Source organism: Bacillus sp. M5A3_1b, from assembly GCF_053345335.1.
Genome location: NZ_JBKEZY010000008.1, coordinates 13950 through 39327, shown reverse-complemented (window position 1 = coordinate 39327; position 25378 = coordinate 13950). Strand labels below are relative to the sequence as shown.

General features: G+C 34.4%; 33 protein-coding genes. 23 read left to right on the top strand and 10 right to left on the bottom strand.

Annotated elements, in window-relative coordinates:
* Positions 1-10: 10 nt before the first annotated feature.
* Positions 11-361, top strand: a complete 351-nt coding sequence (locus ACLBWW_RS21505) for a YojF family protein (protein WP_000407039.1) — start codon at positions 11-13, stop codon at positions 359-361.
* 15 nt (positions 362-376) lie between these two features.
* A complete protein-coding gene (bshB2, locus tag ACLBWW_RS21500) occupies positions 377-1039 on the top strand; it encodes a bacillithiol biosynthesis deacetylase BshB2 (RefSeq protein ID WP_048543828.1) in 663 nt (220 codons plus the stop codon).
* A gap of 79 nt (positions 1040-1118) precedes the next feature.
* Here bshB2 and ACLBWW_RS21495 read toward each other — a convergent pair whose 3' ends face one another.
* Together ACLBWW_RS21495 and ACLBWW_RS21490 are read right to left on the bottom strand one after the other, a co-directional pair.
* Positions 1119-1544 (bottom strand): cytidine deaminase, encoded by a 426-nt coding sequence (locus ACLBWW_RS21495; protein WP_447614230.1) that lies wholly within the window; start codon positions 1542-1544, stop codon positions 1119-1121.
* 105 nt (positions 1545-1649) lie between these two features.
* Positions 1650-2201, bottom strand: a complete 552-nt coding sequence (locus tag ACLBWW_RS21490) for a DUF5823 family protein (RefSeq protein WP_048543823.1) — start codon at positions 2199-2201, stop codon at positions 1650-1652.
* 363 nt (positions 2202-2564) lie between these two features.
* On the opposite strand from ACLBWW_RS21490, the gene ACLBWW_RS21485 reads away from it, so the two are divergent.
* Together ACLBWW_RS21485 and ACLBWW_RS21480 are read left to right on the top strand one after the other, a co-directional pair.
* Complete coding sequence (locus tag ACLBWW_RS21485) at positions 2565-3764, top strand: multidrug effflux MFS transporter (protein ID WP_447614229.1); 1200 nt, start codon at positions 2565-2567, stop codon at positions 3762-3764.
* Positions 3765-4342: 578 nt separating this feature from the next.
* Positions 4343-5734 (top strand): amino acid permease, encoded by a 1392-nt coding sequence (locus ACLBWW_RS21480; protein WP_048543817.1) that lies wholly within the window; start codon positions 4343-4345, stop codon positions 5732-5734.
* Positions 5735-5782: 48 nt separating this feature from the next.
* Here the strand turns inward: ACLBWW_RS21480 and ACLBWW_RS21475 are convergent, their stop codons facing one another.
* The gene (locus tag ACLBWW_RS21475) at positions 5783-6802 is read right to left on the bottom strand and encodes a zinc-binding alcohol dehydrogenase family protein (RefSeq protein ID WP_447614228.1); all 1020 of its coding nucleotides are present in this window, start codon (positions 6800-6802) and stop codon (positions 5783-5785) included.
* Positions 6803-7110: 308 nt separating this feature from the next.
* Here ACLBWW_RS21475 and ACLBWW_RS21470 point away from each other — a divergent pair, with 308 nt between their 5' ends.
* The 4 genes from ACLBWW_RS21470 (at position 7111) to aiiA (ending at position 9935) form a co-directional block, all read left to right on the top strand.
* Positions 7111-7440 (top strand): PadR family transcriptional regulator, encoded by a 330-nt coding sequence (locus ACLBWW_RS21470; RefSeq protein WP_001102638.1) that lies wholly within the window; start codon positions 7111-7113, stop codon positions 7438-7440.
* Positions 7427-7990 (top strand): HAAS signaling domain-containing protein, encoded by a 564-nt coding sequence (locus ACLBWW_RS21465; protein WP_048543814.1) that lies wholly within the window; start codon positions 7427-7429, stop codon positions 7988-7990. The genes ACLBWW_RS21470 and ACLBWW_RS21465 overlap by 14 nt, the downstream gene beginning before the upstream one ends.
* A complete protein-coding gene (locus tag ACLBWW_RS21460; RefSeq protein WP_098706685.1) occupies positions 7980-8846 on the top strand; it encodes a DUF4097 family beta strand repeat-containing protein in 867 nt (288 codons plus the stop codon). Before ACLBWW_RS21465 ends, ACLBWW_RS21460 begins: the two co-directional genes overlap by 11 nt.
* Before the next feature lie 336 nt (positions 8847-9182).
* The gene (gene aiiA / locus ACLBWW_RS21455) at positions 9183-9935 is read left to right on the top strand and encodes a quorum-quenching N-acyl homoserine lactonase AiiA (protein ID WP_048543810.1); all 753 of its coding nucleotides are present in this window, start codon (positions 9183-9185) and stop codon (positions 9933-9935) included.
* A gap of 47 nt (positions 9936-9982) precedes the next feature.
* On the opposite strand, the gene ACLBWW_RS21450 is transcribed toward aiiA, so the two are convergent.
* The 3 genes from ACLBWW_RS21450 to ACLBWW_RS21440 form a co-directional block, all read right to left on the bottom strand.
* The gene (locus ACLBWW_RS21450) at positions 9983-10477 is read right to left on the bottom strand and encodes a hypothetical protein (RefSeq protein ID WP_116442960.1); all 495 of its coding nucleotides are present in this window, start codon (positions 10475-10477) and stop codon (positions 9983-9985) included.
* Positions 10478-10566: 89 nt separating this feature from the next.
* Entirely contained in the window at positions 10567-11031 is a 465-nt protein-coding gene (locus ACLBWW_RS21445; protein WP_000965807.1) for a DMT family transporter, read from the bottom strand.
* 13 nt (positions 11032-11044) lie between these two features.
* A complete protein-coding gene (locus ACLBWW_RS21440; protein WP_048543806.1) occupies positions 11045-11491 on the bottom strand; it encodes a DMT family transporter in 447 nt (148 codons plus the stop codon).
* 109 nt (positions 11492-11600) lie between these two features.
* On the opposite strand from ACLBWW_RS21440, the gene yeiL reads away from it, so the two are divergent.
* The 3 genes from yeiL (at position 11601) to ACLBWW_RS21425 (ending at position 13433) form a co-directional block, all read left to right on the top strand.
* Complete coding sequence (gene yeiL, locus ACLBWW_RS21435; RefSeq protein ID WP_048544259.1) at positions 11601-12293, top strand: transcriptional regulator YeiL; 693 nt, start codon at positions 11601-11603, stop codon at positions 12291-12293.
* A 13-nt stretch (positions 12294-12306) separates the two neighbouring features.
* Entirely contained in the window at positions 12307-12660 is a 354-nt protein-coding gene (locus ACLBWW_RS21430) for a glyoxalase superfamily protein (RefSeq protein WP_048543803.1), read from the top strand.
* Between the two features lie 524 nt (positions 12661-13184).
* Positions 13185-13433 (top strand): hypothetical protein, encoded by a 249-nt coding sequence (locus tag ACLBWW_RS21425; protein ID WP_000666938.1) that lies wholly within the window; start codon positions 13185-13187, stop codon positions 13431-13433.
* A 36-nt stretch (positions 13434-13469) separates the two neighbouring features.
* Here the strand turns inward: ACLBWW_RS21425 and ACLBWW_RS21420 are convergent, their stop codons facing one another.
* On the bottom strand, positions 13470-14507 hold the full coding sequence (locus tag ACLBWW_RS21420; protein ID WP_048543801.1) for a serine hydrolase domain-containing protein: 1038 nt from the start codon (positions 14505-14507) through the stop codon (positions 13470-13472).
* Positions 14508-14609: 102 nt separating this feature from the next.
* Entirely contained in the window at positions 14610-14804 is a 195-nt protein-coding gene (locus tag ACLBWW_RS21415; protein ID WP_048543799.1) for a hypothetical protein, read from the bottom strand.
* Positions 14805-14936: 132 nt separating this feature from the next.
* On the opposite strand from ACLBWW_RS21415, the gene ACLBWW_RS21410 reads away from it, so the two are divergent.
* Positions 14937-15218, top strand: coding sequence for a hypothetical protein (locus ACLBWW_RS21410; RefSeq protein WP_048543797.1), 282 nt, complete (start codon positions 14937-14939; stop codon positions 15216-15218).
* A gap of 29 nt (positions 15219-15247) precedes the next feature.
* On the opposite strand, the gene ACLBWW_RS21405 is transcribed toward ACLBWW_RS21410, so the two are convergent.
* Positions 15248-15538 (bottom strand): DUF3784 domain-containing protein, encoded by a 291-nt coding sequence (locus ACLBWW_RS21405; protein ID WP_048543795.1) that lies wholly within the window; start codon positions 15536-15538, stop codon positions 15248-15250.
* Between the two features lie 111 nt (positions 15539-15649).
* Here ACLBWW_RS21405 and ACLBWW_RS21400 point away from each other — a divergent pair, with 111 nt between their 5' ends.
* From ACLBWW_RS21400 to ACLBWW_RS21360, 9 genes are all read left to right on the top strand, one after another.
* The gene (locus tag ACLBWW_RS21400; protein WP_048543793.1) at positions 15650-15931 is read left to right on the top strand and encodes a MazG nucleotide pyrophosphohydrolase domain-containing protein; all 282 of its coding nucleotides are present in this window, start codon (positions 15650-15652) and stop codon (positions 15929-15931) included.
* Positions 15932-15965: 34 nt separating this feature from the next.
* Positions 15966-16703, top strand: a complete 738-nt coding sequence (locus tag ACLBWW_RS21395) for a glycoside hydrolase family 25 protein (protein WP_048543792.1) — start codon at positions 15966-15968, stop codon at positions 16701-16703.
* Between the two features lie 137 nt (positions 16704-16840).
* Positions 16841-17614: a BcII family subclass B1 metallo-beta-lactamase gene (gene bla2, locus ACLBWW_RS21390; protein WP_048543790.1), complete on the top strand. Its 774-nt coding sequence runs from the start codon at positions 16841-16843 to the stop codon at positions 17612-17614.
* Positions 17615-18358: 744 nt separating this feature from the next.
* Complete coding sequence (gene hcp, locus ACLBWW_RS21385) at positions 18359-19645, top strand: hydroxylamine reductase (RefSeq protein ID WP_098131986.1); 1287 nt, start codon at positions 18359-18361, stop codon at positions 19643-19645.
* 271 nt (positions 19646-19916) lie between these two features.
* Positions 19917-20348, top strand: a complete 432-nt coding sequence (locus ACLBWW_RS21380) for a bleomycin resistance protein (RefSeq protein ID WP_088110357.1) — start codon at positions 19917-19919, stop codon at positions 20346-20348.
* Between the two features lie 501 nt (positions 20349-20849).
* On the top strand, positions 20850-21170 hold the full coding sequence (locus tag ACLBWW_RS21375) for a PadR family transcriptional regulator (RefSeq protein ID WP_098131987.1): 321 nt from the start codon (positions 20850-20852) through the stop codon (positions 21168-21170).
* A gap of 75 nt (positions 21171-21245) precedes the next feature.
* Positions 21246-21587 carry a DUF1048 domain-containing protein gene (locus ACLBWW_RS21370; RefSeq protein WP_000891990.1) on the top strand — a complete coding sequence of 114 codons (342 nt, stop codon included), beginning with the start codon at positions 21246-21248 and terminating at the stop codon, positions 21585-21587.
* Positions 21588-21742: 155 nt separating this feature from the next.
* On the top strand, positions 21743-22504 hold the full coding sequence (locus ACLBWW_RS21365; protein ID WP_098631170.1) for an ABC transporter ATP-binding protein: 762 nt from the start codon (positions 21743-21745) through the stop codon (positions 22502-22504).
* Positions 22505-23254, top strand: a complete 750-nt coding sequence (locus ACLBWW_RS21360) for an ABC transporter permease (protein WP_000837803.1) — start codon at positions 22505-22507, stop codon at positions 23252-23254.
* A gap of 150 nt (positions 23255-23404) precedes the next feature.
* On the opposite strand, the gene ACLBWW_RS21355 is transcribed toward ACLBWW_RS21360, so the two are convergent.
* Positions 23405-24364 carry a helix-turn-helix transcriptional regulator gene (locus ACLBWW_RS21355; protein ID WP_048543782.1) on the bottom strand — a complete coding sequence of 320 codons (960 nt, stop codon included), beginning with the start codon at positions 24362-24364 and terminating at the stop codon, positions 23405-23407.
* Positions 24365-24474: 110 nt separating this feature from the next.
* Here ACLBWW_RS21355 and ACLBWW_RS21350 point away from each other — a divergent pair, with 110 nt between their 5' ends.
* Both ACLBWW_RS21350 and ACLBWW_RS21345 read left to right on the top strand, forming a co-directional pair.
* A complete protein-coding gene (locus tag ACLBWW_RS21350; protein ID WP_048543781.1) occupies positions 24475-24951 on the top strand; it encodes a GyrI-like domain-containing protein in 477 nt (158 codons plus the stop codon).
* Between the two features lie 146 nt (positions 24952-25097).
* Positions 25098-25355, top strand: coding sequence for a DUF3963 domain-containing protein (locus tag ACLBWW_RS21345; RefSeq protein ID WP_048543778.1), 258 nt, complete (start codon positions 25098-25100; stop codon positions 25353-25355).
* The last annotated feature ends 23 nt before the right edge of the window (positions 25356-25378 follow it).

Genomic DNA, 25378 nt, shown 5'->3' with positions numbered 1-25378 from the left:
GTGAATTCCGATGGAAATAGTAAAAGATAGTTCTCTTATTCAAAATGAAATTGAACGTTTTGTAAATAAAGATGTATATATTCATTTAGAAACAACGAACGGAGCGTATGCGTCACACTTTAACGAAAAGATGATGACGGTTGGTGCATTCATTCGAAATGCAATTATTCGCTTTGAACGCGGGAAGATTACTGGCACGAATCCATACCGAGTTGGTTTAAAAATGGATCATGGCTGGGTATATGCAGAAGGTATTACGCACTGGGAAGTAGACGATAAAGAGCGTTTATTACTTGCAGGGCATGATAACCAAGGTCGCTTAGCAGTTGCACTTGAGTTAAGCTTAACGCCATTTAAGTAAGAAGGAGGGAAACTTATGGAGAGACATGTACTTGTTGTATTTCCGCATCCAGATGACGAAGCATTTGCTGCGGGAGGAACAATTCGCTTATTAACAGATCAAGGAGTACCTGTAACGTATGCATGTGGTACTTTAGGACAAATGGGACGTAACATGGGGAAGAACGTATTCGCTAACCGTGAAACGATTCCAAATATCCGTGAAAAAGAATTAAAAGATGCATGTGAAGCGATGGGAATTCAAGATTTAAGAATGCTTGGTTTCCATGATAAAACGTTAGAATTTGAAGATGTTGATTTCGTTGCAGATAAAATTGAAGCAATCATTCAAGAAGTAAATCCATCTCGAATTATTACATTTTATCCAGAGCACGGCGTACATCCAGATCATGATGCATTTGGCCGCGCTGTCGTTCGCGCTGTATCGCGTATGCCAAAAGAAGAACGTCCAGCCATTCATGCAGTTGCGATTACGAGAAATCGTGAAGCTGTATTAGGTGAGCCGGATGTTGTAAATAATATTAGTGAAGTGTTCGAGCATAAATTAGCTGCACTAGGTGCGCATCGTTCACAAACAGAAGCGATGTTAGAAGAAACACACGTAAAAATCAAAAACAAAGATGCAGCAACATTAAAATGGCTGCAACTGGAACAATTTTGGACTTATAAATGGGAGTAGGCTAGAAGGGAACCTTCTAGTAGCTCTTACATAGAAAAAGCACCGTCATTTGTGACGGTGCTTTTTTAGTGAACAGTTATCACGTACTCCATTCTTTTACGAATTCATCATGGTATGCTTCGCTCCAATGGTATGGCTGCAATTCTTTTAACGGTTTGAAAATGATATCTTGTTTAGGATTTGTAATGGCGCATAGTACTTCTGGTCCCCAATAAAATAAACGTTCTTGGCATACACCACAAGGTGATAACACTTTTAATTCAGAATGCTCATTTTCCCTTGCAAGACAAATAGAATGTGTAACTTTCTTATGAAATTTATGTGCTTCTAAAATTGCACCTGTTTCCATACAAAGTTCTGTTGAAGCGTTTATTACGTCAGGGGCCACACTTGTATAAATGGATCCATCTTCTACACGAATTGCTGCAGCTCCGCCCCAACCGTGTGGGTATCTTTGGTCAATTAAACTTTTCACTGTATCATATAATTGTTGTTCAATGCTCAATTGTATTTCCTCATTTCTGCTTAAATTTCGATTCAAGGACTGTTATTTTTTTAGTTACACGGCTAAAAAGAATAGACACTCAATTTCAAACTATAAATGCAAGAATTACTCTTCATCTGCATACTTTTCCTCTAAAGAAATTAATACAGCAATGAATCCGAGTACTACAATAATTAAAGTGGCTATAAAAGATTTAGAAAGAGAAAAAGAACCTGCAATGAAAGGTGATAAAAACTTGAATGAAAGTATACTAGCTAGTAAGGACACTACTAAAATGGTAAAAAGAGCTACATTTTTATTACTAATAGATGATTGTAAAAAGTCTTTAATAAAGCCAATAGAGACAAATATAGTTAGTATGATAAGGGAAATAAAATAATGTGTTACATTTGTCATACTAATAGTAGGATCGTCTATTATGTAGGCAAGTAACTTAGATATTAACATACCACCAAATAATAGAATGATAAAAGCGAGTAACTCTGTTGACATATAAGTGCTAAAATTGACTTTCTTTTTAAAGAGCTTATAGCTTAGTGTAGCCTGGATTATTTGCATGATAAAAAGAGCGATAATCCACACATAATAGACAATTGGTAATTCTCCTGAGAATAGAGAAATTAGGAAATTTATTACTGTCCTTAAAATTTCAATCATTACGAAAGGCCTCCTGTTTGCAAGCTTTACGACACTAAAAATGCTAGTCTATCGCTTTATAATTAGAACTGTTAATTCAAACTATTTCTAATTATTCCATAAAAAGGTGGTAGCTTCAAGTTATCTTTTTAACAAAGATTCCAAGGCTCAACACTAGAAAAAGAAACGCAATATGTAATATAATTGAAAAAGTATATATTAAAATTAATGTTAATATTACCCTCCTATAAGTATTAACATACGTAATTGAGGTGTTTTCTTTGTTGTTTTATGATCGAATTTCTATAATGGCCCCTCCTGTTCCGTAGCTAAGGAAAGTCTTTTTATTTCTGAGATTTTCAAAGTTATAGGAGGGTATGAAAAATGAAAAAAGTCTCAGTACCATCACTTTTGTTAATGATCATTCTTGTCGCATTTCCGCAAATTAGTGAAACGATTTACACACCGTCTTTACCTGATATTTCAAAGGCGTTACATGTAAGTAATAATGAGGTACAGTTAACACTTAGTCTGTATTTTGCTGGATTTGCTTTAGGTGTATTTTTTATTGGATGGTTATCAGATATAATTGGCCGTCGCCCGGCAATGTTATTTGGAATTGTCGTATATGGCGTTGGGAGTTTCTTATGCTTTATTGCAAATTCCATTGAAGTTTTATTGCTAAGTCGTTTTATTCAAGCGTTTGGAGCAAGTGCTGGCTCTGTTGTTACACAAACGATTTTACGTGAAAGTGTAGAAGGGCATAAGAGGCATGTTATGTTTGCTCAAATCTCGGCAGTCATTGCTTTTACACCAGCGATAGGGCCGTTAATTGGTGGTTTTCTTGATCAAATGTTTGGATTTAAAATCGTATTTTTAAGTTTAGTAGTTATGAGTGTCGGAATTTTGCTGTATACGTTTGTTTCCCTTCCGGAAACAAAAACGGACTCAGTAACGAATAAAATAAATGTGTTTTCTGTTTTTAAACGTTTAATTACAAATCCGAAAGTAGTAACATATGGGTTATTAATTGGAGGAACGAATGGTGTTTTATTTAGCTATTATGCAGAAGCGCCGTTTATCTTTATTGAATACTTTCAGTTATCGCCTAGTATGTATGGATTTCTAGGAATTGTTGTTGCTTCCGCTTCTATTATTGGAGCGAAAGTTTCAAAACGATTGCTTGCCACGTATAAACCAGAGAAAATTATATATATCGGTTGTCTCGTAATGACAGGAGGAGCTATCCTTTTATCTGTTATTACGTTTGTTGGATCAAATGCAAACATAATATATATGATTGCATTTTTAATAGCGATGTTTATATTGCTATTAGGAATTGGGATAGCGTTACCTAACTGTTTAAGTTTAGCATTAGTAGATTTTCAAGATGTCGTTGGTACAGCCGGAGCTTTGTTTAGCTTAGGGTACTATGTCATTGTAACGATAACAATTTGGGGAATGAGTCAGCTGCATACGGGCTCGTTACTCGTGATGCCACTTTATTTTCTGGCTATTGTAGTTATCATAATGGTGTTTACTAAAGTGTTTATTTTAGGGAAACAAACTTCAAAAATGATTTAAATATGAAATGGTAAAAGGGTCTCATTAAAAATGAGACCCTTTTATATTGTATCCCGCTGTTTTGAGGCAATAAGATTCCTGCCTCAAAATTGTGCTGGACTAAAGAACTTAGTAGTTTATTAATATATTAAATTTCTGGTTGGTATATGAATCGGACGTGTGGGGAATTACGTTAACTATTATAAAGATTGAAGTACATGAGATGTGAAACTGAGGAAGGAATACTCTCCTCGGTTATTTATATTGTAATAATATTCATACCGGAATCATATTGAATAGATGTATTTTATTGTTAATTCAGTTAAAAATTAAACGTAATCATGCATATTAATTTATTGAAAAAATAATTGAATTTTTCAGATTAATGAATTAATATAAGGTAAGTAATTTTAAGATTTATAGAATATTGGAAGATGAAAGGTTTTGAGAATTTTGCAAGAGGCAAAAAACGATTTTAGGATAGCTTTAAAGCTAGTGTAAAATGACGTTTGTTTCATCATTTTCAAAGCCGAAAGGAATTAGGGGAAAGCATCTTGTTTTAAAATGCGGCTATGAATCATCTAAGAGGGGGAAGTGAAGTGGCAAACAAAGAATTGAAAAGGGGTTTAGAAGCACGTCATATTCAAATGATTGCTTTAGGCGGAACGATTGGTGTTGGTTTGTTTATGGGGTCAGCCAGCACAATTAAATGGACAGGTCCGTCAGTAATGCTTGCGTATGCAATTGCAGGTATTTTTATTTTCTTCATTATGCGTGCAATGGGTGAAATGTTGTATATGGAGCCGAGTACAGGTTCATTTGCGACGTTCGGTCATAAGTATATTCATCCGTTAGCTGGTTATATGACAGCGTGGAGTAACTGGTTCCAGTGGGTTATCGTTGGGATGTCAGAAATTATTGCGGTTGGGGCATATATGCAATATTGGTTCCCGGACTTACCAGCTTGGATACCAGGTGTAATCGCAATGGTTATTCTTGGGGCAGCTAACTTAATTTCTGTTAAGTCATTTGGCGAATTTGAATTTTGGTTTGCGATGATTAAAATCGTTACGATTCTATTAATGATTATTGCGGGATTTGGACTTATTTTCTTTGGAATTGGTAACGGCGGAGAAGCAATTGGTATATCAAATCTTTGGTCAAATGGCGGTTTCTTTACAGGTGGTTTTTCAGGGTTCTTCTTTGCATTATCACTTGTAGTTGGTGCATACCAAGGTGTGGAATTAATCGGTATTACTGCTGGTGAAGCGAAGGATCCGAAGAAGACACTTACAAGAGCAATTCAAAGTACAATTTGGCGTATTTTAATTTTCTATATTGGTGCTATTTTCGTTATTGTAACTGTGTATCCGTGGGATCAATTAAGTACAATTGGTAGTCCGTTCGTAGCAACTTTTGCGAAGGTTGGTATTACGGCAGCAGCTGGACTTATTAACTTCGTTGTTATTACAGCGGCGATGTCTGGTTGTAATAGTGGTATTTATAGTGCGGGGCGTATGCTGTATACGTTAGGTGTAAATGGACAAGCACCGAAATATTTTACGAAAATTTCTAGTAACGGTGTTCCATTATTTGGTACAGTTGGTGTGATAATTGGTTTAGCGGTTGGTGTTGTATTAAGTTATATTGCGCCGAAAAACTTATTTGTATATGTATATAGTGCGAGTGTACTTCCTGGTATGGTGCCATGGTTCGTCATTTTAATTAGTCAAATTAATTTTAGAAAAGCAAAAGGGGCAGAGATGAAAGATCATCCGTTCAAAATGCCATTTGCTCCTGTTACAAACTATTTGACGATTGCTTTTTTAATAATGGTATTAATTGGAATGTGGTTTAACGATGATACGCGTATTTCACTAGTTGTAGGTATTGTTTTCTTAGCTATCGTAACAATTAGTTTCTACGCTTTCGGAATAGGGAAACGACCTCCGTTAGATGTTCCACATGATCAAGAGATTTCAAGTAAATAAAGATAGTAAAAAGTCCGATTTCTCATTTGGAAATCGGACTTTTTGTTATTAAAACTTTTCTAAAACGATTTTTCCAATTGTACTTCCGCTTTCAAGCAGAGCATGTGCTTTCTTTACGTTTTCAGCGTTAATTGGTGAAAGTGTTTCATTTAATGTAGTCTTTAAAATACCTTCATCTAATAGTTCGCTTACTTTATTTAATAGTTCGTGCTGCGTGATCATATCGCCAGTTTCGTACATCGCTTTTGTAAACATAAACTCCCAAACGAATGTAGCACTTTTACTTTTTAAAATACCCATCTCAAGAGGGTGTCCATTTTCTACGATAGAGCAAATTTTTCCTTGTGGTTTAATGAGGTCACAAATTGCTTGCCAATGTTCATCTGTATTGTTTAAGCAGAAAATATAATCTACATCTTTTAGCCCAAACTCTAATATTTGATCTTGTAAAGGTTGGTGATGGTTAATGATATAATCGGCACCAAATTTTTCAACCCAGTGTATCGTTTCATTACGGGATGCAGTTGTGATTACATTCAGTCCAGCCCATTTCGCAAGTTGAATTGCGATTGAACCTACACCACCAGCCCCGCCGATAATTAAAATGTTTTTGAATGTATTCTCATCTTTCTTATTATAATCAATGCTTAAACGTTCAAATAAACCTTCCCAAGCCGTAATAGCTGTTAAAGGAAGTGCTGCAGATTCAGCATCACTTAACGTTTTTGGTTTTTTACCAACGATTCTTTCATCAACTAGGTGGTATTCACTATATGTACCTTGTCTCGTAATACTTCCAGCGTAAAATACTTCGTCGCCTTCTTTAAATAACGTACAACCTTCGCCCGTTTGTACGACGACACCACTAGCATCCCAGCCAAGTATTTTCGCTACATCTTCTTTTTTATCTTTCGGAGAGCGAACTTTTGTATCAACTGGATTAACGGAAATAGCGTTAATTTTAACAAGTATATCTCTTCCTGTAGCAACAGGTCTTTCAACTTCAATATCAATTAAACTGTTTTCTTCTTCAATAGGTAAGTATTCATGTAAACCAATTGCTTTCATTTCTATTCCCTCCAATAAAGTAAGAGTTTTTCTCTTTTATTATAGTAGGTAAAGCGTCATTATGTAAAAAAGTTGAGTTCTTTCCATTTTGTAAAAGAGCTGTTTCAACTTCATTTAGAACTTTGTAACTGGCGAGCAACACCCATCACTCTGATTTTATAAGCGTCGGATGAGAGGTATACTTATTTTTCCAGTGTACCTTGCAATGAACAATACCAAGTGTTATATTATACTTGTAGTTATTCGTTATAAAACAGTACTAAATAATAAACAGTAGTGGATATCAATTAGAATAGGGTGAATGAATATTGAATGTACAATTTAAAAAAGGAGTTTTAGAACTTTGTGTTCTTGTCTTACTGGATAAGCAAGACCGTTATGGATATGAATTAGTTCGAAATATTTCCAATCGAATTGAAATATCAGAAGGGTCTGTTTATCCTCTTCTTCGAAGGCTAACTAAGGAAGAATATTTTACAACGTATTTACAGGAGTCTTCAGAAGGCCCTTCAAGAAAGTATTATACACTGACGGATAAAGGTAGAACGTATTTGTATCAACTTTTGGAGGAATGGAATGAGTTTTCACAAGGTGTCAATCAATTAATTAAAGAAGGTGTAGGTAATGACGAAAGATAAATTTTTACAACAATTAAATGTATCTCTAAAAAGGTTATCTGATAAAGAGCGTGCAGATATTTTAAAAGATTATGAAGAACATTTTACTTTCGGATTAGAGGAAGGGAAAAGTGAAGAAGAAATTGCAACTTCATTAGGCTCTCCAGCTCAAATCGCCAAAGAGTTATTAGCAGATTATCATATTGAGAAAGTAACAGCAAGTGCAACAACAGGAAATGTTTTTCGGGCAATTTGGGCAGTAATTGGATTAGGTTTTTTTAATTTGTTAATCGTGCTTGGACCTGCAATTACATTAGCGGCATTAATTTTTTCAGGATGGATTCTAGGTATCTCATTTTTAGGCGCACCATTACTTGTTTTAGTTGATACTATTATACATCCAAATACATTCTTGCTATTTAATCTTTTTGTTTCTTTAGCACTTTGTGGACTTGGATATTTCATTGTTATTGCTATGTTATTTTTAACGAAGCTAGCAAAGAATGGATTTGTTCGTTATTTAAAGTTCAATATAGCATTAGTAAAAGGTGGTTTGAAGCATGATAAATAAAAAGAGTCTTTCAATCATTGCAGGTATTATTTTCATTATTGGTATGATCGGAAGTTTATTCACTTATCGTTCAATTGCTGCAGTACCAATTTCAGAAGAAAAGGTCGTTAATAATAATAATGTGTCAAGCGTCATTATTGATACAAATAACGTTCGTGTTAATATCAATCCTACAAAAGATAGTAACGTGAAAGTAAAATTAGATGGCGAGGTTAATCCAAACGTAAAAAGAACATTAGCTACGGATGAGGAAGATTCAACGCTTCTCATTTCTTATAAAGAAAAACAACAGAGCTGGTTCAACTTTAATATTTCTGAAGTATTGGCTCCATTAACATTAAATGTGTATCTACCCGAAAAACAATATGATTCATTAAAAGTTTCCAATAATAATGGCTACGTTTCTGCTAAAAAACTAAACGCAACACATTTTAATATCAATACAAGCAATGGACATGTTGAATTAAGAGAAATCAATTCGCCAAAAATTATCGCAGAAGCAAACAATGGAATTATGGATTTCAAAGATGTATTGGCACAAAATATTCATGTGAAATCGAACAACGGACGAATAATGCTAGACCATGTTGAAGGTGAAATAGATGGACAAACTAAAAATGGAAGTCTTACTCTTAAAACGAATGAACTGGATCGAAATCTCAATTTTATGACTCATAACGGGAAAATTAATATTGAAACCGAAAAAGAACCAACTAATGTTCAATTTAATGTTTCTGTCGCCAACGGCAGCGCGAATATCCTGAATAAATATAACGGGAATACGGTTATTGGAAAGGGAGAAAATATAATTAAATTAAACACACATAATGGAAATATTACAGTGAAAAACCAATAGCATATTACCTTTTATAATCTCAGCTCGTCGCACATAAAGAGCGATAATAAATAAAAAAGAACCGACTCCTTTTTTTAACATATAGGTAGTCGGTTCTTTTTTATGTAACCTTCGTTTAAGTGTGTATCCTTTTCGTATTTCAAAATACAAACAGTTGATTTATTACCCTGGATTCTTAGAAAAATAACGAATAATAATTAATAGTGTAAGGAGAATTTGTGAATGACTCAAAAATAATAGCTGAAACAATGAAAAGTGAGAAGGAGTTTATTTCTAGCAAGAGGAATTCTTTACTGTATTGTTTTATTCAAAACTAAATTTAAAGGTGGATACATAATGACAGTAAAGAAGCTTTATTTCGTCCCAGCAGGTCGTTGTATGTTGGATCATTCGTCTGTTAATAGTACATTAACACCAGGAGAATTATTAGACTTACCGGTTTGGTGTTATCTTTTGGAGACTGAAAAAGGACCTATTTTAGTAGATACAGGTATGCCAGAAAGTGCAGTTAATAATGAAGGTCTTTTTAACGGTACATTTGTCGAAGGGAGGGTTTTACCGAAAATGACTGAAGAAGATAGAATCGTGAATATTTTAAAACGGGTTGGTTATGAGCCGAAAGACCTTCTTTATATTATTAGTTCTCACTTGCATTTTGATCATGCAGGAGGAAATGGCGCTTTTATAAATACACCAATCATTGTACAGCGTGCTGAATATGAGGCGGCGCAGCATAGCGAAGAATATTTGAAAGAATGTATATTGCCGAATTTAAACTACAAAATCATTGAAGGTGATTATGAAGTCGTACCAGGAGTTCAATTATTGCATACACCAGGCCATACTCCAGGGCATCAATCGCTATTAATTGAGACAGAAAAATCCGGTCCTGTATTATTAACGATTGATGCATCTTATACGAAAGAAAACTTTGAAGATGAAGTGCCGTTTGCGGGGTTTGATTCGGAATTAGCCTTATCTTCAATTAAACGTTTAAAAGAAGTTGTGATGAACAAGAAGCCGATTGTTTTCTTTGGACATGATATAGAACAGGAAAAGGGATGTAAAGTGTTCCCTGAATATATATAGTGCAAAAAGTCATGAGCTCACTTCACATGTGCTCATGACTTTTTCGTTTAAATAATTTTTTTGAATAAGTTATAAACTTTTTTAGAACTATCTTCATTTAATTGATAGTACGTAAGGTTTACATCATCAGGAGTATCTTGCTGAGCAATCATCACTTCGTTACTGTGATGGTCAACTACCCATATAAAATATTTTTTATAAGTTCCATCCTCGAAAGTAATCCACATATCACAGTCTATTAAATCTGATCCTTCTTCATCTAATGTTAATTTCCCTTTTTTGGCGGTATCCATACTGTTAATGAATGTTTTTAATTCATCTGTTTTTGTGAGAAACATATCCTTTTTTGTTTTAATTGACTCGACATGTATATCTTTTATTTCCTGTTTTCCTAAAAAGACAGGGGGCTCATTTGGATCTCTTTGAGTTGAAAGGATAGTAGCTTTCTTCTTTGGTTTATTTGCTGTATAGAAATCTTGAATAGATTTCCCAGAGTTGAAAAACCATGCGATTCCAAAAATAATCAATGCACTACCTAGCAGTAAAATGATTTTTTTAATAGAATATTCTCCTCTCTATCACTTCGTATGAAGAGCTTTTCTATTAATATATGATAGGGAAGCGTAAAGTATTATAATTGAACTTGGTTATTCTGCACAGTTTTAACAGGACGATCCACGAGTAAATTGTAAGTGAGTCCGATTAGTACGAAAATGCCACCGACAACCTTTCCTATAGAGAGTTCGTGTGACAAGATGAAATCAATGATAGTCCCCGCAAATAATTGTCCGATAAAGATGAGTAACGTTAAATAAAATGCTGATATTTTAGGTGTAATATAGTTCGATAACGAGATGACGATAACGCCTACTAATCCGCCTAAGTAAACAGCGATAGGAATAGATTGCAACGTATGACTAGGAATGTACATTGAATCTGAACTGAAAATTAAAAATAACATAGAGAAAAATAATCCAGTAATATAATTAAAAAACGTACCTTCCCAATTACCGATTTTCGCTGCTAAATTTGCGTTAATAATTCTAGCAACAACGATAGAAACACCAGCTAAAATAGCGATAGTAATATATAACATTTTCTTGCCCCCATTAATAAATTGTCATGATTATAATTCCGGAAGAGATGAAACATAATCCAATTAGTTTTTTCTTTTCAAACTTTGCAACTTTCATTCCTAATAAGCCGAAATGATCAATAACGATGGAAGCAATGGATTGACCAAGTAAACTTAATGCGATCGTAATAGAGGCACCAAGGACGGAGAAACTTATATTATTAAAAAGGACAGTGAATACCCCAATCGCTCCAGCGCTATATAAAAAAAGTGGAATGCTTTTATCAAAATAAATTTTATTTTTGTTTATGATTAAAACGAAAATAACTGCAATTAAACCGACAAGGTGAATGACAACGCTTGATGTATACTTGCCAATTAATTCAGATAAAATCCCATTCAATGGAAGCATAACGGCGATGAGCACACCAATAAAGACAGAAAGAAAGTTGTACAATGTAATATCCCCTTTAATTTTCATATTTGTAATGACTGTATCATGCTGAAATTGTGAATTACTATGACATATGTCATAGTGGAAGGGGAAAATTTTGATTACAATGGGGAGTAGTTGTAAAGGCGGGGGAACTATGAAGAAAATATGTAATTCTATTAAATTAACAAATTATATGAAAGAAAATAATATTGACTCCTTTTTTAGTAATGATATGAAACCGTATATGGAACTAATATTTTTTAAAAAGAATGAGTTTATTTGTAGAGAGAATGAAGAGATAGATTATTTATTTTTCTTCGTTGAAGGAAAAGCGAAAGCGTTTAATACATTAAGTAACGGGAAATCTGTATTGTTATGCTTTTATGATAGTTTGCAGCTGTTAGGAGATGTGGAGTTAATTCATTCTCAAAAGACAGCTTCAAACGTACAAGTGATGGCAGATTCATATTGTGTTGGTTTACCTTTAGGGAAAGTGAGAAATCAACTATTTCATGATGCGAAATTTTTACGGTGTATTTGCGGATCATTAGCACATAAGTTAAATCGGCTTTCAAAAAATAGTACAATTAATTTACTATATCCACTTGAAAATAGACTTGCGAGTTACATGTTAGCAGCAGGGGAACGAGCGGTGCAGCATGGAAATAGAATTGTATTTAGTGGGAATTTAACGGAAACAGCGGAATTGTTAGGAACGAGTTATCGTCATCTATTACGTACATTAAATATTTTTTGTGATAAAGAGATTATAAAGAAGAACAATGGTTGCTTTGAAGTAGTAAATGTGGATGTTTTGAGGGAATTGGCGGCAGATGTTTATAAATAGGAGAGAATTATAAATGATTACACCTATATTTAGAGTTTTTGATATTGAAAAGGCTCAGTTATTTTATTTAAATTTTTTAGGATTTAAACTGGATTGGGAACATCGGTATGAGGAAAATATGCCATTATATATGCAAATTTCGTTACACGATGCTGTCATACATTTATCAGAGCATCATGGGGATGCTTCGCCAGGTGGTGCGATTCGCGTGAAAATAGAGGGGTTAAAAAGTTATTATACTAGTTTATCAAGTAAAGATTATGCCTATGCAAAACCTGATATAGAGAGCACACCGTGGGATACAATGGAATTAACTGTGATTGATCCGTTTTTTAATAGAATTATATTTTATGAGGAGAGGGTTTAGAATTAGCACTACTAAGCCTTTATTAGATTGACCTGGTGAGTTAATGGCTTGGCGAATAAAATAATGAACTACTCGTGGAAATATGGAGCAAAAAAATAGATCAGTAGCAGCGACTACTGATCATCCATATGTACATGAATTAGGAGAGGTCAAACATTTATTAACTTTATTATAATAGATTTTTATAAGAATAAAAACTGAAAATTCTAATTTTATGTTGAGAAAGTTTTTTGTATCGAAATATATAAAAGAATAGGGGGTTTTTAGTAAAAGGAAATATGATATTTATCCCGCATTAACGGGCAGTAAGACTCCTACCTCAAAATCCAGCGAAAGCAAAGAAGTTAGGTGGGGATCAACTGCCCGTAAAAGCCCGATTGGTTCAACTAATAATCAGTGGGGGATGAACAAAACCCCCACTGATTAAAGTTTCACTTTATATTTTAATAAATTATGATATAGTTTATAAAGAATAGATTACATAAAATGTTATTTTATTACATATAAAGTAAGGGGGAATGGTTGTGAAGTTTGATGATCAACGCCTACTAGGAGTACGATTAGGTTCTATACTTGTAACAGAGGAGAATCAATATTTAGTAATTAAGAAAAAAGATCATTATGCACTTTTAAATATACATAATTTAGAATGCACACATGTTGAAGTGCAGCTAGAACATATTGAAGAAATGTTGCAGGAAGATTTCCAAGAAAGTATAACGGAGATTATCGCACCAGAACATATAAAAATTGTTGCGAAAAATGTAATATAAGTAAAGAAGCTGGAAGGAACAGCTTCTTTACTTATATTATAAGGATAACGTTTTTAAGACATCACCAATAATCCCTTCCATTTGATGAACGCCTACGTCAGTGTTCGTCATAATAACAGCACCATTACCTCGGTATGGATAGCATATCAGCATGCATTGAAATCCCACGCCCCATCCAAGTGAATGCATTTGTAAGTCTTCGTTAGAATCATTTAGAAAGATACCTAATCCAGTCCATTTTGAGCAACCTTGAGGAGAAAGCATATCTTGTATTAATTTTTGAGAAAGTTTTAGTTTGCCCTTTCCTTGTAAGGAATGAATGATTTCGATAACTAAAGCTGATAAGTCTGTTGGTGTTGTCCAAATACCTGAAGCAGCTGCGAATGGATAAAATGGATATTTTTCATCTGTGACAATCCCATCCTTATTATGTCCACAAGCAAAGGCCTCTATTTTACTTATATCTTCAGGAGGGAATAGCATACTATTTTTCAGTTGCAGTGGCTGAAAGATATATTCTTCAAGTAAAAGGTTAAATGGTTTTCCAGTTATATTTTCAAGTAGTAATTCGATAATACAAAAGTTTGCATCAGAGTAGTGAAATTCACTTTCTGGTTTATAAGTTACTTCAATAGGTACGGAGCAATATGATGTTTTACCAACAAGTAGTTCAGCCATTTTTGGTCGCCCTTGTGCAAGTGTATAATTCTCAAAACTATTAGGAGGATCAATAATTCCAGATTGGTGACTTAATAAATTTCGGAGGGTGACTTTTTTCTGTGAGGTAAATAGGTTGATAGGTATGTTCCAAGAGGTGAGTCTATCATTTACGTCTTCATCTAAATATATCATTTCTTGATCTGATAACGTGAGTACGAGCATTGTAGTCATGAATTTACTAATTGAACAAGAGTTGAATATAGAATTCGTAGTGACCGTTCTAGTTGTTCCAGATTCAAGTGTTCCGAAAGCAGCGACTTTGTCTAGTGTACCATCACGTATAACGGCAAGGCTTAAACCTGCAACGGAATATTGGTTCATTTTTTCGTATATATTGTTACTTTTTAAGTTCATAGTGACTCCTTTCTTAAAAAGACAGAATGTTAGTTCTATTATACAGTAGTAAATAGAGAGAAAAAGAAAAAACTTCATCTTTTATCGATGAAGTTTTTTTAGTTAATTCGAAGTGAATGTTTTAAAAAATTTATCTCGGTACATGTACATAAGCCATGAAGTTGTTAGTAAGGAAATAATAATTTGTTTGTTTTGAATTGGCGCATTGAAAACAAGCCAGCCAACGATATCAAATAATACATGTAGTGCAATTGAAAGGACTACAAATTGTAGTAACGTATTTAAAAATCTTTTCATAAAGTGTCCCCCTAAAATAAAAGGTTTTATCAACATTGTTGTATATTACTATTATACATTAAATGTGTTTCGTGGTAAAATTTACATAAGATAGTGGAATAAAACAAATGAAAGCTAATAGGGGGGATATTCATGGAATTTTGGATGATCATACCGATAGCGGTCTTTGGGTTTATTTATATTGCTGAAAAATTAAATAAAATCGAAAAGAAAACGGATGCACGTTTAAAGAGGATGGAAGATAGATTACAGCTAATTACGAAAGAAATGGGAATTATAGATAGAGAACCTGAAATTAATAAAGAGCTGCGTCAGCTTATGGAAGAAGGAAAAACAGTTACAGCAGTTAAGAGAGTAAGAGAGGCTTTTGGGTTTTCTTTACTAGAAGCGAAGCAATATGTTGATAAATTATAAAAAAGATCATCCATTTGGGTGATCTTTTTTCAATGCACCATGCGTGTATTTACATAAGCAGCGATTATAACGTGGCCAATTATAATGATAGGAAATAAGATTTTGACATTAGGAGTAGTGAAGACACTACCAATTGTGGCAATAGCACCGGCAGTTAAATTATAAAGACCAACTATTTTTGATAACTTACCTTTATCTGGCACACGGCGTTCATTGAATCCTGATAAGAGCCAAGTGTATTGTTTAACTCCGATGAAATAGGCTAGTGCAAATGAAATAATTGCTAGTATGAATAATGATGGGGAAGCGAAGAGGGTCATTGAAAACACCTCCGTTAAAGGGTTATAAATAAATTATAGTATGAATGTTATAATTTAACAAAATATAAGTGTAATAGAAAACAGAGTATTTATCATGAAGGAAGATTAAGTATGAATATTGTGGAATTCCAGAGATATGTATCAAATTTCAGTAAAGAAAAAGGATTTCAAGATACAACAATTGAAGAGCGTACGATGTATGCGATGGCGGAATTAGGTGAATTAGCGGAAGTTATATTAAAGCGTGATAAAATACAAGATTCGAAAAGAGAGATTGGTTTAGAAATGTTTGATGTCATTTGGAATGTATGTGACTTAGCAAATAAGTTAGAAATTGATTTAGAGAAGGCATTTGAAGAAAAAATGAGGATTAATAAAAAACGTGAATGGTAAGTGGAATATTAATGTGTAAAGATGGGGGATACGAATGAAAAAGAAGCTTATTATAGGAGGAGTCTTTACCTTAATTAGTGTAATGAGTGTTGTCGCTTACTTAGTTTTTCACGGCATATTTATTCCGAATCAAATAAGTGCGGATAAGTATGAAATAAAAGGTGTAGATGTTGCGTCATATCAAGGGGATATAGATTGGAGAGAGTTGGAAAAGCAAAATATGAAGTTTGCGTTTATAAAGGCTACTGAAGGAAGCTCGTTTGTGGATAAATACTTTTTGAAAAATTGGGCGAATGCGAATAAGACAAGCATGCGCGTCGGAGCGTATCATTTTTTTAGTTTTGAGAGTAAGGGTGAAACACAAGCAGAGCAATATATACAAACTGTTCCAAAATATAAACAAGCATTGCCACCCGTAATTGATGTTGAATTTTATGCTGATAAAAAAGATAATCCACCTAAGCGTGAAGATGTTGCGAAAGAGTTGTCGGTCATGATTGAAATGCTAGAAAAACATTACGGTAAGAAAGTAATATTGTATGCAACTCAAGAGGCATATGATTTATATATAAAGAATGCGTATCTCCAATGTGATATATGGATTCGTAGTGTCTTTACAAAACCGAGTTTATCTGACGAGAGAAAATGGACGTTTTGGCAATACACGAACCGCGGGAGATTAAATGGTTATAATGGAAAAGAGAAGTATATTGATTTGAATGTATTTTATGGTAACGAGGAAGAGTTTGAGAATTATGGAATAAAAGGTTAAGTTTTAAAGCGTACAAAATTTTGTACGCTTTTTTTTGTTACTTACATAAAATATGCAAGTAAAGATGGAACAAACATATAAGATGAATTGTCTATTATAAGTAATAACTATTTCGTTTGAAAGAAAGGGTGGAGAAAATGAAAAAGAATACATTATTAAAATTAGGGGTATGTGTTAGTTTACTAGGAATAACTCAATTTGTTAGTACAGTTTCTTCTGTACAAGCGGAACAAAAGCTAGAGCAAAAAGTAATAAAAAATGAGGCAGGAACTATTTCAATTTCTCAGTTAAACAAAAATGTATGGGTTCATACGGAGTTAGGTTATTTTAACGGAGAAGCAGTTCCTTCGAACGGGCTAGTTCTTACTACTTCTAAAGGATTAGTACTTGTCGATTCTTCTTGGGATGATAAGTTAACGAAGGAATTAATAGAGATGGTAGAAAAGAAATTTAAGAAGCGCGTAACAGATGTCATTATTACACATGCACACGCTGATCGTATTGGCGGAATTAAAACATTGAAAGAAAGAGGCATTAAAGCGCATAGTACGGCATTGACTGCAGAACTAGCAAAGAAAAGTGGATATGAAGAACCACTTGGAGATTTACAAACGATTACGAATTTGAAGTTTGGAAATATGAAAGTAGAAACATTTTACCCAGGGAAAGGACATACAGAAGATAATATCGTCGTATGGTTACCACAATACAACATTTTAGCTGGAGGCTGTTTAGTGAAATCTGCGGAAGCTAAAGATTTAGGGAACGTTGCTGATGCCTATGTAAATGAATGGTCCGCATCGATTGAGAATGTGCTGAAGCGATATGGAAACATCAATTCAGTAGTGCCTGGTCATGGGGAAGTAGGGGACAAAGGATTGCTTTTACATACATTGGATTTGTTGAAATAAGAAACTGTGGAAATATAAAAGCGAGGAGAAACAATTTTCTCCTCGCTTTCTTCTAGCTATATTTAAATGCGAAGCCATCAATTATGCCTGCATACGTTACTGAGATTTTAATTCCAAGTATACAAATACCAGTACCGTCATAATTGCTATAACAACATAAGTAATATCGAGCATTATAAGTGTTTTTAAAGTTTCAGTCATCCTCATTCACCCCTGGTATGAAAATATAACATAATCTCTTATCAATCAGATCAGAGATTATAAAGATAACAATGTACATGAAATTTCTTAAGTAGTTTCTATATAAATATATCATATAAATAATGTAAGTAATGTTAAGATAGTGTAAATGTATTGTAAATAAAGTGATTTTTCATAAAATATTTAATCAAAAAATTGATAGTTCTTCAAAATGAAAAGAAGCTATTCTTTCTGTTGCATAATAAAAAGAAAGAATAGCGTTTTTATATGTCTATTTCTGTTTGCTTAAGAGATTTATAGTACGAAATTGTTCTTTCGTACTATAAACTAGAAAGTTAACTATGTGATTCAGCAATAGTTTAGATATTTGAAAACCTGAACAATATGATTATGTAATGTTTTTTGGTGTCAATAAAAATATTATGTCAACAATATGAACTGTCACACATTTATACTTAGTATTGTGATTGATATCACATCCTTTTTTCCTAATGGGTATTATGCTTGATTTGTAAGGAATGATTGGGAGAGGGTGGGATGATCATGTTTTGTTATCAATGTGAACAAACGCCAACAGGTGGATGTAAAGTGAAGGGTGTTTGCGGTAAAAATGAAACAATTGCAAGTTTACAAGATACGATTGTGTTTGGGCTAAAAGGAATTGCTGCGTATCGTACGCATGCTGCTCAGCTAGGGTATACTGATGCATTTGTAGATGCTACGACGCAAGAAGCGCTGTATATGACATTAACAAATTCCAACTTTAATGAACAAGAACATATTGATATGGCTATGAAAGTAGGGAAATCGGCTTTACGAGTAATGGAGTTGTTAGATGAGGCGCATACGAATCACTTTGGTGTTCCAGAGCCCGTTCAAATTACACAAAACCATGTAGAAGGTAAAGCAATTGTAGTTACTGGTCATAATTTATTTGCGTTAGAAGAATTATTAAAACAAACAGAAGGAAAAGAAATTAATATTTATACGCATTCTGAAATGTTACCAGCACACGGTTATCCGCAGCTGAAAAAATATAAACATTTAAAAGGAAACATCGGTAAGGCATGGTATGATCAACGACGTCTTTTTGAAAAATTTACAGGTGCTATATTAGCGACAACGAACTGTGTTATGCCAATTAAAGGGGCGTACTCTGATCGATTCTTTTCACATGATATTGCAGGTTTAGAAGGTGTACAAAAAATTGAAAATGATGATTTTGCACCATTGATTCAAAAAGCGCTAGAACTTCCAGAAGTACATATGGAGTCGGATGAACAGTTAGTAACAGGGTTCCATCATAATACAGTATTATCATTAGCTCCTGAAATTATTGAGGCAGTAAAAGAAGGAAAGATTAAGCGTTTCTTTGTCATCGCAGGTTGTGATGCACCAGGAAAAGGCGGAGAATATTATCGTGAATTAGCAACGTCACTTCCACCAGAAACAGTTATTTTAACGACTTCTTGCGGGAAATTCCGCTTTAATGATGTGGATTACGGTGTTGTACCTGGTACAAAGATTCCGCGTTACATTGACTTAGGGCAATGCAATAATTCAATTTCAACAGTGAAAATAGCAGCCGCTTTAGCAGATGCTTTTCAATGCGAAGTGAACGAACTGCCAGTTAGTATTGTCCTATCATGGTTTGAACAAAAAGCGGTTGCCATTTTACTTGGACTATTTAGTCTCGGTATTCAAGATATCCGCATCGGTCCAAAGGCGCCTGAATTTATTTCACCTGGCGTGCTTGATGTATTACAAGAAACATTCGGTTTAAAACTAATTACAACTGCAGCGGAAGATATGGATATAATGTTATCGTAACAAAAGGATGATCTGTCTTATTAAGAAGAAGAGCTAACCTATAGCGCTCCAAAACAAAAATGTAGAATATTTGTTTTGGGGTATTTTCTTTTCTTGGCGGGATAGGTATGTGGTGAAATTTCTTCAAAAAGAAAATTGGCTGTCTCTAATGTGTAGAGATAATAAAGTTGTTTACTTCTTATAGGACTAATGAAGTAGTTTAATGGAAGAAGTATTTATAGTAAGTGTTATAATATAATAATCAATAACTTAAGCAAAGGGGGAAGCATTTTTGCACAAACTCAATGCATTAATACCAGAGCTATCAGTCTCAGATATGGAGCAAAGTTTAAATTTCTATTCGGAAATTCTCCTGTTTAAAATTGAATATCAAAGACCAGAGGATAAGTTTGCTTTACTGTCTTTAAATGAATGCCAGATTATGATTGAAGAAGTAAATGGTCATTGGAGTACTGGAGAGTTATCTTATCCCTACGGAAGAGGAATTAATTTTCAAATTATTATAAATGATATTGATCCACTATATGATAGTTTGAAAAAGAACGAGTATCCAATTAAATTTGATATTCAAGAGAATTGGTATAGAGCTCATACTAAATTAAAGGGACAAAAAGAATTTTTAATTATGGACCCTGATGGTTATCTATTAAGATTTGTTCAAAATTTAGGTGAAAAAGATGTTGAGGCAGATTCAGCTATGTAAGACAGGATGAAAATTTAGTAAATGGAGCAAGCTACTTTTTTCAATAAGGGGCATTAGATGAAGAAGAATTGACCAATTTTATGATTTTTATAAATTACAGGCTATAACAATTAAATTTAGTAGGTGGTTATTACATTTTTTAGACTAAAATTAACCAACTTTATTGTCACTGAACATCTAATAGGTAATAGTTGATTTTAGAAAAATATAAAAATCGAGTTGACATTTACAACTACTAAGTCATACAATGCAGTTGTAATAGGTGATACAGAGTAGTGTTGTTTCTCGAAATATTTTTAGTAAACAATAGGTAATAGCGGATTTTAGAAAAGTTTTGAAAATCTGTTGACATTCATCACTACTAAGTCATACAATGTAGTTGTAATAAGTAATACTGAATAGTATGTTTTTACTCAAAATCTATTCAGTAAAAATTCGCCTTAGTACTCTGTGATACTGAATATAAGTCAGACAGAATAGGGGGTAAAGGAGGATCAGGACATGGAAAATTTAACTGAAATGCTGAAAGGTTCACTGGAAGGGTGTGTGCTGGAAATCATTAGTCGCCGTGAAACGTATGGCTATGAGATTACCCGCCACCTGAATGATCTTGGGTTTACAGAGGTTGTGGAAGGGACGGTTTATACTATCCTTGTACGATTAGAAAAGAAAAAGCTTGTGAATATTGAAAAGAAACCATCAGATATGGGACCGCCTCGTAAGTTTTATTCATTAAATGATGATGGCCGTCAGGAGCTTGAATTATTTTGGGAAAAATGGGATTTCGTTTCTTCAAAAATTAACGTCTTGAAGTCAAAATAGCCTCATAATATAAAATGTTCCGGCTCATATTTGGAGAGTTTCTTGTTCTGCTTTATAAAAAAGGAGGAAAATAAGATGTTGGAAATGTTTAAAAAATTAATCGGTGATAAAAAAGAGTACAAAATGATGATGGCACGTGTTGGAGCACTGCCAGAGGATTATCAGTTTGTGTTTAAGAAAATTCAAAACTACATGTGGAATTTCTCAGCGGGTAATGGGATGGATATGCTGCATATACAGTATGAATTAATCGATTTGTTTGAAGCTGGTGCAGCGGAAGGCAGACAAGTGCTTGACATTACTGGGGAGGACGTAGCATCCTTTGCTGACGAACTAGTGGCAAACGCTAAAACGTATGTCTCTAAGTATCGTGAAGATTTGAATGAAAGTATTATGAAGAAATTGAGAAAAAAATAAATGCAATTAGTAATACCGACTGATTAGCTGGTTACAAATGTGAATTGCCGCCATCGCTATTCAGTTATATTTTTAAACCAGTACTAAGTAATACAGATTATCAGTGATACTAAATAGAGGTTATAGGTAACCTATTTTAATAAGGGGGAAAAAGTATGAGCAATGCAGCAATTTCTATAAAAGGGTTAAAAAAATCTTTTAAAGATAAAGAAGTCCTAAAGGGAGTGGATTTTGAGGTGCAGCGTGGCGAAATTTTCGCGCTGCTAGGCTCAAATGGAGCGGGAAAGACGACAACGGTCAACATCCTTTCAACGCTAATGAATCAAGATGATGGTGAAGTAAGTATTTGCGGTTTTGACGTCCAACGTCAATCAGATCATGTTCGTCAAAGCATCAGTTTGACAGGACAGTTCGCAGCTTTAGACGGCATGCTTACTGGAAGGGAAAACTTGATAATGATTGCTAAGTTACGTGGTGTTTCCAATCCCACTCAAGTTGCTGACAATCTACTTGCAAGATTTAGCCTGACTGATGCGGCCAACCAGAGGGCAGACCAGTATTCAGGCGGGATGAAGCGCCGACTTGATATCGCGATGAGTTTGATTGGGGCGCCAGCAGTTATTTTTCTTGACGAACCAACGACTGGACTTGATCCGGAAGCGCGGATCGAAGTGTGGGATACTGTCAAGGAACTTGCCGGCAGCGGCACAACGATCTTGCTCACGACTCAGTACTTGGAGGAAGCAGAACAACTGGCGGACCGTATCGCTATTTTGCATGGTGGAACAATTATTACGACAGGTACTCTTACTGAACTGAAAGAGATGTTCCCGCCAGCAAAAGTAGAGTATATCGAAAAGCAGCCAACATTGGAAGAAATTTTCCTTGCGATTATCGGTAAAAAGGAGGAGATGTAAATGAAAAGCAAAACAGGGGTATTACTAGGGCGCTTAATGCGTAATATTATGCGAAGCCCAGATACAATTATTACAGTAGCGATTACACCGATTATGATGATGCTATTATTTGTCTACGTGTTTGGCGGCGCAATAAAGACAGGAACGGATAACTACGTTAATTATTTATTGCCAGGAATTTTGCTAATGGCTATCGCATCTGGTGTGGCTTACACTTCTGTACGATTATTTACGGATGTAAAGAGTGGACTGATGGCGCGTTTCATTACGATGCCCATTAAGCGCTCATCGATATTGTGGGCTCACGTTTTAACTTCTCTTGTTGCTAATGTGCTTACTATTGTGGTGGTTATTCTTGTTGCGCTCTTAATGGGCTTTCGTTCTAGTGCAAATATGCTAGATTGGCTTGCGGTAGCGGGAATACTGGGGATGTTTACGTTAGCGCTAACATGGCTAGCTATCATTCCAGGGCTGAAAGCGAAGTCTATGGAAGGAGCGACAGCTTACTCGTACCCACTAATTTTTCTTCCATTTATTAGTTCGGCCTTTGTACCTACTGAAACGATGCCTAAAATTGTTCGTGCGTTTGCTGAGAATCAGCCTGTAACTTCAATCGTGAATGCGATTCGCGCCCTATTATATGAAGGGACTGTTGGCAACGATATTTGGACTGCACTTGCTTGGTGCGTGGGTATCATGATCATCTCTTACTTTTTCGCAAGTAAAGCATTTAAACGTCAGTTAGGGTAAGTGAATTAAGTCATCCGAAATTATATATATTTTTGAAAAAGCACGGGAAGGTTTTCCGTGCTTTTATTATGTATTGTGCTCTCATGGTAAAAAATATGGGCAACTGGTAACGAATTAAACTCAATATTTTTGGGTTTAAGCGATCACTGCTCATGGAGAATATAAACATAACCGCTCTTGTAAATCATTTAATGCTTCTTCAGGCATTTCCTTGATTGTGATATCTTTCCCTAGGAAAAGTAGCCAATTTGTTATCTCTGTCACGTCATCGGAATTGTTAACATCGATAAATGTTTTTAAAATGGCTGTGGATTGGTAAGGGTTTGTATAAGAAATTGAAATTTTTAAAGGATGGTATTTTTTGTACTGGGCAATCGCTTTTGGACCAAGTTCAAGTACAAGGTTAATTGCTTCGTCCTTCTTATTTAGTTTTTCTAAAATCTGTTTCTTATTTAACCTCTTTTTCGTCGTGTACGGTTCGATATTGATGAGGTCATCGACAGGAAACAGCAGTTTCTTTTCCTCTTTTAAGTCAAACCCTTCAATAATCCAATGGCTTTTTTCTTGATAAAGGTGTAATAGATATATTGGATAAGACTTGATTTCTTCTTCTTTGACAGTAATCAATAAATGTCTATCCAAAAGAAGGATTTGGATGAGTTTTTCTAACATAGGGTGGGGTAGGTCAGAAAGCTCCAGTAGATCGGGATTATGTGGGTTAGTCCCTTCAAAAAGCAAGAGTTGATTTAAAAGAACGAGGTCATCTTGCTGGGTTTCTGAGATGAGTCCTAGTAGTTTTTCGGCTAAAGATTGGCGACTCTTTAGATAGGGAAGTTGTTGATTTCTTGTAGCCATAAAGGCAATAAAAAGAGCTTTGACTTCATTGTCAGTAAAGCGAACAACGGGCAGGATAGAATTATGCATGACAAAATATCCACCAGTTCTTCCAACTTCAGCGACAAGCGGCATGCCCATAGCTTCAATTTCTCTTATGTCTCTAATAGCTGTCGATCGTGATATGTTAAATTCTCGTATGATTTCAGTAATTGTAAAGTGGGAGCGATTGTTGATATACCGCATAATTGTATTAATCCGTTCAACTTTTTTCATTGGAGTCTCCTAAACAGTATCATTTTTTGACATGATTTAAAGATATTATAAACTCATCAGATGAAAAGATAAATCATTTGATTCATTTTAAAAAAAGGAAGGTTTTGAATATGAAAAATTATACGATTGAAGAAAAAGATAGCTTTATTGTGTTAGGAATTGGAACTGAAATTAAGAGTGACTATACAGACTTTGTTGGAATAAATAAAGAAAAAGAAGACTTTTGGGAGGCTGTTAAACAAGATGGAAGGCTGGCTACTTTAAAAACTTTGGCTACAAATGAATATATTTTTTCTGTGAGCGAAGCGGTGAATAACAAGATGATGTATTATGCTGGTGTCATGACAGAAGCACAAATAGAAGAATCTAGAGTGATCCAGTTTCCGAAGGGAGAATACTTAGTAGTGAAAGGGGAAGACAAAACGGCTGAAGAGCTAAGTAATAAGCTGACTGGCATCGCCTTTGGTCAAGCTTTACCAGATGCAAAAGATTTTGCTTATGTTGGTGGGCCAAATACAACAGTTGAGATGGGGCAAAGAGACGGCTTAGTATTTGGTGAAATGTGGATTCCAGTTGTTAGGAAGTAAAGTGATAAAAGGTACGAAGATGGAAAGTAGAGGCTAACAATCTTGAATTGTTAGCCTTTTTGACATGAATATAATATTCATATACTGCTACACATTATGTTCTGGTAAAATGGAATAAAAGGGAATTATTGTAAGGTGGTGGCAAGGTGAATAAAAAAAGGATATTTGAGCTATTCATAGTAGCGTTTGTTTTTCTATTCCTTCATGTAAGCACATATACCAATGAAAAATTTAACGATAAATTGGGTTCCTTTACTTTCGTTGTTTTATTTCTTATCGTTTATATCAACGCTATATTTATAGAACGGTATTTTGATGATATACAAAAGTGGGTTCGAAATATCACAATTTGTTTTGCTTTGTTAGTAGTTGCTGTAGTATCAATATGGATAGGTTATTTTTAAATCTCTGTTTAAGAGAAGGAGAA

Bases quoted from the DNA above. Each gene is read 5' to 3' on its own strand.
- ACLBWW_RS21395 (WP_048543792.1), top strand. From the start codon at position 15,966: ATGAAAAAGAAGCTTATTATAGGAGGAGTCTTTACCTTAATTAGTGTA.
- aiiA (WP_048543810.1), top strand. From the start codon at position 9,183: ATGACAGTAAAGAAGCTTTATTTCGTCCCAGCAGGTCGTTGTATGTTG.
- ACLBWW_RS21350 (WP_048543781.1), top strand. From the start codon at position 24,475: ATGAAAAATTATACGATTGAAGAAAAAGATAGCTTTATTGTGTTAGGA.
- ACLBWW_RS21505 (WP_000407039.1), top strand. From the start codon at position 11: ATGGAAATAGTAAAAGATAGTTCTCTTATTCAAAATGAAATTGAACGT.
- ACLBWW_RS21415 (WP_048543799.1), bottom strand. From the start codon at position 14,804: ATGAAAAGATTTTTAAATACGTTACTACAATTTGTAGTCCTTTCAATT.
- ACLBWW_RS21370 (WP_000891990.1), top strand. From the start codon at position 21,246: ATGTTGGAAATGTTTAAAAAATTAATCGGTGATAAAAAAGAGTACAAA.
- ACLBWW_RS21410 (WP_048543797.1), top strand. From the start codon at position 14,937: ATGGAATTTTGGATGATCATACCGATAGCGGTCTTTGGGTTTATTTAT.
- hcp (WP_098131986.1), top strand. From the start codon at position 18,359: ATGTTTTGTTATCAATGTGAACAAACGCCAACAGGTGGATGTAAAGTG.
- ACLBWW_RS21365 (WP_098631170.1), top strand. From the start codon at position 21,743: ATGAGCAATGCAGCAATTTCTATAAAAGGGTTAAAAAAATCTTTTAAA.
- ACLBWW_RS21485 (WP_447614229.1), top strand. From the start codon at position 2,565: ATGAAAAAAGTCTCAGTACCATCACTTTTGTTAATGATCATTCTTGTC.
- ACLBWW_RS21400 (WP_048543793.1), top strand. From the start codon at position 15,650: ATGAATATTGTGGAATTCCAGAGATATGTATCAAATTTCAGTAAAGAA.
- ACLBWW_RS21490 (WP_048543823.1), bottom strand. From the start codon at position 2,201: ATGATTGAAATTTTAAGGACAGTAATAAATTTCCTAATTTCTCTATTC.
- ACLBWW_RS21465 (WP_048543814.1), top strand. From the start codon at position 7,427: ATGACGAAAGATAAATTTTTACAACAATTAAATGTATCTCTAAAAAGG.
- ACLBWW_RS21445 (WP_000965807.1), bottom strand. From the start codon at position 11,031: ATGTTATATATTACTATCGCTATTTTAGCTGGTGTTTCTATCGTTGTT.
- bshB2 (WP_048543828.1), top strand. From the start codon at position 377: ATGGAGAGACATGTACTTGTTGTATTTCCGCATCCAGATGACGAAGCA.
- ACLBWW_RS21355 (WP_048543782.1), bottom strand. From the start codon at position 24,364: ATGAAAAAAGTTGAACGGATTAATACAATTATGCGGTATATCAACAAT.
- ACLBWW_RS21430 (WP_048543803.1), top strand. From the start codon at position 12,307: ATGATTACACCTATATTTAGAGTTTTTGATATTGAAAAGGCTCAGTTA.
- yeiL (WP_048544259.1), top strand. From the start codon at position 11,601: ATGAAGAAAATATGTAATTCTATTAAATTAACAAATTATATGAAAGAA.
- ACLBWW_RS21440 (WP_048543806.1), bottom strand. From the start codon at position 11,491: ATGAAAATTAAAGGGGATATTACATTGTACAACTTTCTTTCTGTCTTT.
- bla2 (WP_048543790.1), top strand. From the start codon at position 16,841: ATGAAAAAGAATACATTATTAAAATTAGGGGTATGTGTTAGTTTACTA.
- ACLBWW_RS21375 (WP_098131987.1), top strand. From the start codon at position 20,850: ATGGAAAATTTAACTGAAATGCTGAAAGGTTCACTGGAAGGGTGTGTG.
- ACLBWW_RS21460 (WP_098706685.1), top strand. From the start codon at position 7,980: ATGATAAATAAAAAGAGTCTTTCAATCATTGCAGGTATTATTTTCATT.
- ACLBWW_RS21475 (WP_447614228.1), bottom strand. From the start codon at position 6,802: ATGAAAGCAATTGGTTTACATGAATACTTACCTATTGAAGAAGAAAAC.
- ACLBWW_RS21420 (WP_048543801.1), bottom strand. From the start codon at position 14,507: ATGAACTTAAAAAGTAACAATATATACGAAAAAATGAACCAATATTCC.
- ACLBWW_RS21405 (WP_048543795.1), bottom strand. From the start codon at position 15,538: ATGACCCTCTTCGCTTCCCCATCATTATTCATACTAGCAATTATTTCA.
- ACLBWW_RS21360 (WP_000837803.1), top strand. From the start codon at position 22,505: ATGAAAAGCAAAACAGGGGTATTACTAGGGCGCTTAATGCGTAATATT.